Origin of the sequence: Phormidium sp. CCY1219 (assembly GCF_035615515.1) — a bacterium.
GTDB lineage: Bacteria > Cyanobacteriota > Cyanobacteriia > Cyanobacteriales > Laspinemataceae > CCY1219.
On the sequence record NZ_JAJENT010000277.1, the window covers coordinates 1 to 9,033 of the forward strand.

Annotated in this window: 9 protein-coding genes; all 9 read left to right on the forward strand. The window is 50.3% G+C overall.

The annotated features are described in order from the left end of the window. Nucleotides 1-217 precede the first annotated feature (217 nt). The 9 genes from arsC (at nt 218) to LKK83_RS03880 (ending at nt 8,842) form a co-directional block, all read left to right on the forward strand. Nucleotides 218-631, forward strand: coding sequence for an arsenate reductase, glutathione/glutaredoxin type (gene arsC, locus LKK83_RS03840; RefSeq protein WP_324629545.1), 414 nt, complete (start codon nt 218-220; stop codon nt 629-631). Beyond that, nucleotides 628-864, forward strand: coding sequence for a thioredoxin family protein (locus LKK83_RS03845; protein ID WP_324629546.1), 237 nt, complete (start codon nt 628-630; stop codon nt 862-864). The genes arsC and LKK83_RS03845 overlap by 4 nt, the downstream gene beginning before the upstream one ends. 93 nt (nt 865-957) lie before the next feature. Then, the gene (locus LKK83_RS03850) at nt 958-1,953 is read left to right on the forward strand and encodes a permease (protein WP_324629547.1); all 996 of its coding nucleotides are present in this window, start codon (nt 958-960) and stop codon (nt 1,951-1,953) included. Between the two features lie 564 nt (nt 1,954-2,517). Then, nucleotides 2,518-3,657, forward strand: a complete 1,140-nt coding sequence (gene pstS / locus LKK83_RS03855; protein ID WP_324629548.1) for a phosphate ABC transporter substrate-binding protein PstS — start codon at nt 2,518-2,520, stop codon at nt 3,655-3,657. A 127-nt stretch (nt 3,658-3,784) separates the two neighbouring features. Continuing rightward, a complete protein-coding gene (pstC, locus tag LKK83_RS03860) occupies nt 3,785-4,741 on the forward strand; it encodes a phosphate ABC transporter permease subunit PstC (protein ID WP_324629549.1) in 957 nt (318 codons plus the stop codon). A 41-nt stretch (nt 4,742-4,782) separates the two neighbouring features. Beyond that, a complete protein-coding gene (gene pstA, locus LKK83_RS03865) occupies nt 4,783-5,685 on the forward strand; it encodes a phosphate ABC transporter permease PstA (RefSeq protein ID WP_442957275.1) in 903 nt (300 codons plus the stop codon). Between the two features lie 317 nt (nt 5,686-6,002). After that, a complete protein-coding gene (gene pstB, locus LKK83_RS03870) occupies nt 6,003-6,830 on the forward strand; it encodes a phosphate ABC transporter ATP-binding protein PstB (RefSeq protein WP_324629551.1) in 828 nt (275 codons plus the stop codon). 626 nt (nt 6,831-7,456) lie between these two features. Further along, a complete protein-coding gene (arsS, locus tag LKK83_RS03875) occupies nt 7,457-8,446 on the forward strand; it encodes an arsenosugar biosynthesis radical SAM (seleno)protein ArsS (RefSeq protein ID WP_324629552.1) in 990 nt (329 codons plus the stop codon). Between the two features lie 90 nt (nt 8,447-8,536). After that, nucleotides 8,537-8,842 carry an ArsR/SmtB family transcription factor gene (locus LKK83_RS03880; RefSeq protein ID WP_324629553.1) on the forward strand — a complete coding sequence of 102 codons (306 nt, stop codon included), beginning with the start codon at nt 8,537-8,539 and terminating at the stop codon, nt 8,840-8,842. Nucleotides 8,843-9,033: the final 191 nt, after the last annotated feature.

Consider the following 9,033-nt stretch of genomic DNA (forward strand, 5'->3'; position numbering starts at 1 on the left):
AAATTATTGGGGAGATGGATTGGGGGAGGCGGAGCCTCGGGAGGGACGTTCCCAGGCTGAGCCTGGGAACGAGTTAACGAGTTACGAACGAGTTACGAGTTAAATTATTGGGGAGATGGATTGGGGGAGGCGGAGCCTCGGGAGGGACGTTCCCAGGCTGAGCCTGGGAACGAGTTTTAAGAAGTTAAAAAACACATATTGTACCAGAAAAAAAGCCATGAAACGAGTCATGTTTGTCTGCAAAAGAAACTCCTGCCGTTCTCAAATGGCAGAAGGATTTGCGAAAACCATAGGAGGGGGAAAAATTGCCGCTACCAGTTCTGGACTAGAAGCGAGTCAAGTGAATCCCACGGCGGTGGAGGTGATGTCAGAAATTGGGATAGATATTAGCAACCAAACCTCAGATCCGTTAAGCGATTTTAACCCGGAAGAGTTTGATGCGGTGATTTCCCTATGCGGTTGTGGGGTGAATTTACCCGAACCTTGGGTATTGCGAGGGGTGTTTGCGGATTGGGAATTGGAAGATCCGGACGGGAAACCGTTAGAAACCTTTCGCCAAGTGCGAGATGAAATCAAAGACCGAGTAGAAAAATTAGTAGATTCTTTGACAAAAACTGGAGCAAAGGCATGAGTACCAAAGTAGAAATTTTAGGGTCGGGATGCAAAAAGTGCCACCAATTGGAAGAGAATGCCAAAAGCGCGATCGCGCTTTTGGGCATTGAGGCAGAAATAGCCCATATTACCGACCAAATTGAAATTGTCAAACGCGGCGTGATGTCCACTCCCGCTTTAGCGGTGAATGGCAAACTGGTGAGCAAAGGGAGAGTCATGTCACCCGAGGAAATCAAAGATTTATTGCAGTGAAAACCAAGGGAGAGGGGAGAGATGCGGGGAGTCAAAAAACTCGCCTTTCTCCTCGGGTAGGATTATGGGTGAATTGCCCATAAGGAAGGCAAAATGATGTTCGATCCGTTTTATCCGTTTGATTGGCTTGCGACGCAAATTGTAGAGAAACTGTTTGGGTTATCTCTAGAGTCGCATTTGGGGGCGAGCTTGCATTTCTTTTTCTATGACGTGCCCAAAGTGCTGAGCTTGCTGCTGACGATTAGTTTTGTGGTGGGAACGTTTCAGAGTTTTTTGCAACCGGAAAAAGTACGGGATTGGCTGGGGGGAAAGCGCACCGTGGTGGGGAATAGTATGGCGGCGGGGGTGGGAATTGTCACGCCATTTTGTTCCTGTTCGGCGGTACCGTTATTTATTGGATTTTTAGAAGCGGGAGTGCCGCTGGGGGTGACATTTTCCTATTTAATTTCTGCCCCGATGGTGAATGAAGTGGCGGTGATATTGTTGTGGGGGTTGTTTGGGTTGAGAGTGACGGTGATGTATATTGGGTTTGGGGTAATATTAGCGATCGCGGCGGGATATGCGATCGGTTTGCTCAAACTCGAACCCTGGGTAGAACCGTTTGTCTGGGAATTGCAGAAAATTCGGCAAAAAGAAGGGACAGAGCCAAGAGAAATTGAGGAAATAGAGTTAACCTGGAAGCAGGGATTGGAGCAAGGACAATATCAAGCCACAGAAATTGTAAAAACCGTGTGGCCTTATGTGGTGGGGGGAATTGCGATCGGGGCGGGAATTCACGGCTATGCGCCGGAAGATTTAGTCGCGCGAGTAGCGGGTGCGGGCAATCCCCTAGCAGTACCGATCGCGGTAGTGATGGGGGTACCGCTTTATGCCAATATTGCCGGCGTGTTGCCGATTACCGAGGCATTAGTCAGCAAAGGAATGGCCTTGGGAACCGTGCTATCGTTTACAATGGCGGTCACGGCTTTATCGTTACCCGAAATCGTCATTTTGCGGAAAGTGTTGCGCCCGCAATTGTTAGGGGTATTTATCGGATTGATGACAATGGGCATTGTCAGTGTGGGGTATTTGTTTAATGCCGTGCTGTAGGAATTAAGTAGGGGCAAAGGATGGTTCCGAGGAGGAACTGGGAAAACAAAATCCAGAGAATTATCGGTGTTGCGCCCTGGGGAAACGAGACATCGGATCCGACACCAACCAACCCGGGGGGGGGTGAAGCGCCAGGGAGGCGATCGCGGGGAATGGGGATCCGAGGCGTGAGAATTGTAAAATTTTTTGGAAGATTTTGCCCGAGGCATCGGTTGGATGGGGAGGAAGTTGTGGGGGCAATTGGCTCAGAATGGGGTAGGAGAGTCAGGGGAAAAAGAGGCGACGCTGTGCGGCAGAAAGCTAAGCAAATTGGCAATTTCAGCCAGAGAAGAGTAGGCAAAAATCGCCACCACACCGACACAGGGTTGTCAGGGGAAGAAGCGATGCAGAGAAACGGTGGCGAGATCGGGTCAAAAGTGCGTGGAGTGGGATAGAATCTGGCGTCGGTGGGGGAAACGGTGCTTTTAGAGGAAGTTTTGAGTTTATTAACCTTATCTTTACCGTGAAGCGGTATGCTTCAATCGTTATCCTCTCCAGTCAAACGAAAAGTTTGCGACAAACGTTATGATTTTGCGTCTCAATCCAATTAAATCTGCCCGTTTGGGTGCGTCTTTATCCGCCGCAGCGATCGCCTTGGCTTTAGGGGCTTGCAGTGGCGCACAGACCGAAGGCACCGATATGGGTGCTGACATGGGTGGGGCTGAAACCACCGACAAACTCGCCCTTGCCGAACCCGTCACCCTTAACGGTGCCGGTGCATCTTTTCCCGCCCCGATTTATCAGCGCTGGTTCCAAGATATGAATCAGCAATATCCGAACTTGCAGGTCAACTATCAGTCTGTGGGTAGTGGCGCAGGGGTGCGTCAGTTTACCGCCGGCACGGTAGATTTCGGCGCGTCTGACGTAGCGATGACCGATGAAGAACTGCAAGAAATGCAGAAAGGAGCGCTGATGCTGCCGATGACTGCGGGCAGCATCGTCCTCGCCTACAACCTCCCGGGGGTGGAAGACGGATTACAATTGCCGCGCGCAGTTTATACCGACATTCTGCTGGGGAACATTCAGAATTGGAATGACCCGCAAATTGCCGAAGTCAATCCCGATGTGAACCTGCCGGACCAACCGATTACTGTGGTTCACCGGTCTGATGGCAGCGGCACCACTGGCGTTTTCACCAAACACCTGAGCGCGATTAGCCCGGAATGGGAAAGTCAAGTCGGAGCCGGGAAAACGGTAGAATGGCCCACTGGGGTGGGGGCGAAAGGCAATGAAGGGGTGACCGCTCAGATCCAACAAACTCCCGGGGCGATCGGCTACGTGGAGTATGGCTACGCGAAAAACAACGATCTGAATGTGGCTGCGCTGGAAAATCAAGCGGGCAATTACATCATGCCGAGCGAAGAAACGGCGGCGAGTACCCTGGATGCCGTGACCCTGCCGGAAAATATGCGGGCGTTCATTACCGATCCCGAAGGGGAAAACTCTTATCCGATTGTCACCTACACTTGGCTGTTGGCCTATGAGAATTATGAGGATCCGCAAACCGCTAAAGCGGTGGAGGCGGCGATCGAATACGGTTTGACGAAAGGCCAGGAAGCGGCTTCTCAACTTGGCTACATTCCGCTGCCGCCGAGTGTCAGAGAAAAAGTGGCGGCAAAAGCCGACCAAATCAGCCCAGAATACGACATTGAAGTGAGCGAATAATTCAATTGTTGTATCCGCACCAGGACAATTCGTTCCCCGGTGCGGATGCACTCCACCAAGCAGCCCTCACTGTTTGCTGGGGTTCGCTCCCTTGTTTGCATAGGTTCGTTATGTAGATTTGTCGAGAATGACTACACCAACTGAATTTCAAGATGCGCCCAGACAGCTCGAACCGCGCCAGAAAACGGAAAGAACCCTCGATAGCGGTTTTGTGTGGCTGACGCGCATTTTTGCCCTGTCTGTGGCGGGGGTGTTAATTTGGACGATCGTCGAGGTGGCGATCGAGTCGGTGCCGGCAATCCGCGAGTTCGGGTTGAGTTTTGTCACCCAAAGCGCCTGGAACCCGGTGAACCAGGAATATGGGGCGCTGCCGATGGTTTATGGCACTTTGGTGTCATCGGCGATCGCGTTATTGCTTGCCGTGCCCCTCGGGGTCGGTACGGCTATCTTTTTAACGGAAGATTTCATTCCCAAATCCATTCGCACCGTGCTGGTCTTTATGGTGGAACTGTTAGCCGCCATCCCGAGCGTGGTCTACGGGTTGTGGGGCATCTTTGTGCTCATTCCCCTGCTGCTGCCGCTGGAACAGTTTCTTTACCAAAATTTTAGCTGGATTCCCCTGTTTTCAACCCCGCCGGTCGGACCGGGAATGTTGCCTGCCGGAATCATTTTGACGATTATGATTTTGCCGATTATTACGGCAATCTCGCGCGATTCGATGGCTTCTTTACCCCCGGATCTGCGCCAAGCTTCCCTGGGACTGGGGGCGACTCGCTGGGAAACTATCTTTCGCGTCTTGGTTCCGGCAGCGTTTTCCGGCATTGTCGGCGGCATCATGTTGGGATTGGGTCGCGCAATGGGAGAAACGATGGCGGTGACGATGCTGATCGGCAATTCCAATGATTTGAATTTTTCCCTGCTCGCCCCGGCGAATACGATCGCCTCTCTGCTGGCGAACCAATTTGCGGAAGCCTCTGGGCTGCAAGTGGCGGCGCTGATGTATGCGGGTCTGATTCTGTTTGTCCTGACTTTAGTTGTCAATGTCTGCGCTGAAGCGATCGTTCGCCAAGTCAAGAAGTTCTAGCACTGCGAAAGGTTCCCCCAATCTCTGCGAAAGTCTGCTCTATGTCGAATCGATTTGAAGAACAACAAGAACAGTTTACTGCGTCTACCACAAGCGGCGGTCTGACTCGCAATTACCAAAGCGGGCGATCGGTGTTTGGTCTGGCGATGACCATCATCTCGGGTGCCTGTTTGCTCGTCACGCTCCTGCCTTTGTTCGCCGTAATGATTTACGTTCTGATTAAGGGATTTAGTCGCCTTAATTTGGATTTGTTTACCCAACTGCCTCCGGCTGCGGGTACGGAAGGCGGTGGCATTGCTAATGCCATTTTAGGCACTTTAATGATGGTGGGCATCGGCGCTGCCATTAGCGTACCCATTGGGGTTTTGGGTGCGGTTTATTTGTCGGAATTCAGTTCGCCCAAGGTGGCTCGCTGGATTCGCTTTGCTACAAATGTCCTCAGTGGCGTTCCTTCGATTATTGTCGGTATCTTCGCCTACGGTATTATCGTCCTGACTACGAAGCAATTCTCGGCGTTTGCTGGGGGTGTGGCTCTGGCGGTTCTCATGTTGCCGATTGTGGTCCGCACCACGGATGAATCCCTGCAAATTGTCCCGCCAGAAATCCGCTGGGCTTCTGTGGGGGTGGGCGCTTCGGAGTACCAAACGGTGTTGCGAGTGGTTCTGCCGGCGGCTTTACCTGCAATTCTTACTGGGGTGACTTTGGCGGTGGCCCGCGCTGCTGGCGAAACGGCTCCTTTGATTTTTACCGCCCTGTTTACCTTTTTCTGGCCTCAGGGCATTTTTGAACCGGCTCCTTCCCTGGCGGTGTTGGTGTACAACTTTGCTACCACTCCCTATGAGAGTCAGCAGGAGTTAGCTTGGGCGGCTTCTTTAATTCTGGTGTTGTTGGTTCTCATTACCAGCATCCTGACTCGTTTGGCCACCCGCAAGAGCATTTACTGACCCATTGCGGTGCCAAATTCCCCCTGACAAGGCGGGGGACTCTCTGGCAAAATGGTAGAATCTGTTACAGATTGCCAAATCGCGGTATGATAGTAGAGACCTGCCATTTTTCTCAGCCAAACCCACCCGCATGAAGTTGTCAGTTTTGCCCGCTACTTAATTTCAAAAATTCCCGCATTCGATACTTCAACTGTTGCGTTGCAGGTCGAGCGTTACATTTATGTATCTGTACGTCCTGACGATTTCAGGCGATCGCACTGCTTGAAATTCCCTGTCGTTTTTAGTGGACTCTAGCTTATCAGTCCAGGTAAATTGTTATGCCATCACAACAGCCAACTGCCGATCCAAACTATTCAACTGACCAAACGACGGAAGCGATTTTACGCACGGAAAATCTCAATATCTACTACGGTGATTTTTTAGCCGTTCGGGAGGTGACAATGGATATCCCGAAAAAAAAGATCACCGGTTTTATCGGTCCGTCGGGCTGCGGTAAAAGTACCTTGATTCGCTGTTACAATCGTCTCAACGATTTGATTGATAGCTTCCATATTGATGGAAAATGCTACTATTACGACCAAAACCTGTATGACAAAGACATCGACCCGGTAGAGGTTCGGCGGCGAATTGGTATGGTTTTCCAAAAACCCAATCCTTTCCCGAAATCCATTTTTGACAATATCGCCTATGGGGCGCGCGTTAATGGGTACAAAGGTGACTTGGATGAGTTGGTGGAAAATTCCCTGCGTCGCGCAGCCCTGTGGGATGAGGTGAAAGATAAGTTAAAAACCAATGGTCTGTCTTTATCCGGGGGTCAGCAACAACGCTTGTGCATTGCCCGGGCGATCGCCATTAACCCGGAAATCGTTCTGATGGACGAACCTTGCGCCTCTCTCGACCCGATTTCCACGATTAAAGTGGAAGAATTGATGCAAGAACTAAAGGAAAATTACACCATCGTTATCGTCACCCACAACATGCAACAAGCGTCTCGGGTTTGCGACTATACGGCATTCTTTAACGCTCAAGTCTCCGACGATGGTAAGCGCTTTGGGTATTTGGTGGAGTACGATCGCACGGAAAATATTTTCCAAAATCCCAAGGAAGAAGCAACTCAACAATATGTCAGCGGGCGCTTCGGATAAGTCCTTTGACGCCCCATCGGCGTCACCCCTGACCACAACCCCGCGACTATGGCAATACCTATCTTTTGGGGGTGCATGAAATCATGGCCACTATGATGAAACTCTAACTTGATTTCCTATCAACCCACTACTTCAGTTTAATTCCCTCGGTCTTTTCTCCCGAAAACAAGGTGGTAGTTTTCCTCTGCCCTTGCTGCTTCCCGGTTCGCCGTTCGAAACCCGAACGCACCTCTAGACTTCCGGAATATCCGCAGGAAAGACCGAGTTCTCTTTGGAAAAATTTTCTCGTTGGCAATGAGTTAATTAACTCTCCCTTCTCGGGGTAGCCTTTTTGTCATGGCTGTTTTTATCCATAGCAATCTGGAAACGGGCAATGGCTTTGTTCTGTTTGACTTCAAAATAACAGATTGACAACAAATAATCCAGGCAGATAGGGACGCGCCAGAGGGTGGCGGTAGGGTCTTTCTCAGGGAAGACTCATTTTGGAATGTTTAAATAAGATAGCATGAGGGCGCATAGCATTCCTCGGAAGTGCGATCGCCTTTTCCGGTAAGGGGTTTCCCGATGCAGGGAAGCGGCGATCGCTGACAATGCTTGATGACGAATTCCTAGATGAGACTTTTACAATGATTCAAACTGCGATCGTACCCTTTCAACGCCAAGTCGGTTCTCCCCTAACCAAAAAACAAATTACCGTTTTGCAAATCAATCTCGGGAAGCGCTGTAACCTCGCTTGCACTCATTGTCACGTCGAAGCCGGACCGAAACGCACAGAAGAACTCGACCCAGAAACTTGCCACCAACTCATCCAATTGATTCAACAATTCGACCAAATTCAAACCATAGATTTAACCGGGGGTGCCCCGGAAATGAACTACGGATTTAAACCCCTGGTGGAAGCCGCCCGCGCCGCCGAAAAAGAGGTTATCGTCCGTTCTAATTTGACGATATTTTTCGAGCCGGGATATGAAGATTTACCGGAATATTTCGCCAAACATCACGTGCGGGTTGTAGCGTCTTTGCCCTGCTATTTGGAACAAAATGTGGATAAAATGCGCGGTTCTGGGGTTTATAAAGATTCCATAGAAGCGATAAAATTGCTCAATCAATTCGGCTATGGCACCGACCCGAATTTAATCCTCGATTTCGTTTACAATCCCCCAGTTCCGACATCGGCGGAACAGTTTGCTTTGCCACCACAACAGCCGAAACTAGAAGCCGCTTATAAAGACTATTTGGCGGAACATTTTGGGATTGTGTTTAACCATTTGTTGACGATTACCAATTTACCCATCGGGCGGCTGAAGTATCATCTAGAACGGAAAAACTTGCTCGAACCGTATCTGCATTTCTTGTCAGAAAACTTCAATGCATCCACGGTGGATCGTCTCATGTGCCGCGAGGAACTGTCAATCGACTATTTGGGCAATGTTTATGATTGCGATTTTAACCAAATGGAGGGAAGACCAGCAAAAACCCCGGAAGGCGAAACCCTCACGGTGGCTAAACTTCTAGAAGTCGGCAGTTTAGATGCGATCGCACAAGTGCGAACCGCTGCTTATTGCTACGGTTGTACCGCCGGCTGCGGGTCGAGCTGCGGTGGCGCTTTAGTCTAATTTCAAGCTATAACGGGGATATAATTTTTTATTGAGGTTGATATGAATTTCAGTTCATATCAATCTCGGTTCAATTCATCGAGTGAGGGAATGATGAACCCCAATCCCCTGTCATCCACTACAGTATGCGTCCGCAAGCTGAAAGTGCTGGCGGATCCCACCCGTTTGGCGGTGTTGCAAATGCTCATGGAAGGTCCCCTGCATGTGAGCGAATTGAGCGATCGCCTCGGGGTAGAACAGAGTTTGCTCTCCCATCATCTGAAGGTACTTCGCCAAACCGGTTTGGCGATCGCCCTTCGCGATGGGAAAGCCGTGTTATATTCCCTCGCCCCCGGCGTCAAACCCGATGCCAAAAATGCCCTCAATCTCGGCTGTTGTCTGCTCTCCTTTGATTGAGCAATTCCCCCGCCATTCCCTCGCCGCCGATTCAAGCAATTTCGTCGGGATTAATGCCGAGTTCTTGTAGTTTTTGTCGCAATATAGCGTTGCGTTGTCGTTGTGCATCGGCTTCTTCCTCCGGCGTCAAAACTAACTCCCCTTCTGGGGTAAAAAAGCGCAATTTCTCATCTAAAATCCCCAAATAAAGC

Coding starts and splice junctions, on each gene's coding strand:
- LKK83_RS03850 (WP_324629547.1), top strand. CDS start 958: ATGATGTTCGATCCGTTTTATCCGTTTGATTGGCTTGCGACGCAAATT.
- arsC (WP_324629545.1), top strand. CDS start 218: ATGAAACGAGTCATGTTTGTCTGCAAAAGAAACTCCTGCCGTTCTCAA.
- LKK83_RS03845 (WP_324629546.1), top strand. CDS start 628: ATGAGTACCAAAGTAGAAATTTTAGGGTCGGGATGCAAAAAGTGCCAC.
- pstS (WP_324629548.1), top strand. CDS start 2,518: ATGATTTTGCGTCTCAATCCAATTAAATCTGCCCGTTTGGGTGCGTCT.
- pstA (WP_442957275.1), top strand. CDS start 4,783: ATGTCGAATCGATTTGAAGAACAACAAGAACAGTTTACTGCGTCTACC.
- pstB (WP_324629551.1), top strand. CDS start 6,003: ATGCCATCACAACAGCCAACTGCCGATCCAAACTATTCAACTGACCAA.
- LKK83_RS03880 (WP_324629553.1), top strand. CDS start 8,537: ATGATGAACCCCAATCCCCTGTCATCCACTACAGTATGCGTCCGCAAG.
- arsS (WP_324629552.1), top strand. CDS start 7,457: ATGATTCAAACTGCGATCGTACCCTTTCAACGCCAAGTCGGTTCTCCC.
- pstC (WP_324629549.1), top strand. CDS start 3,785: ATGACTACACCAACTGAATTTCAAGATGCGCCCAGACAGCTCGAACCG.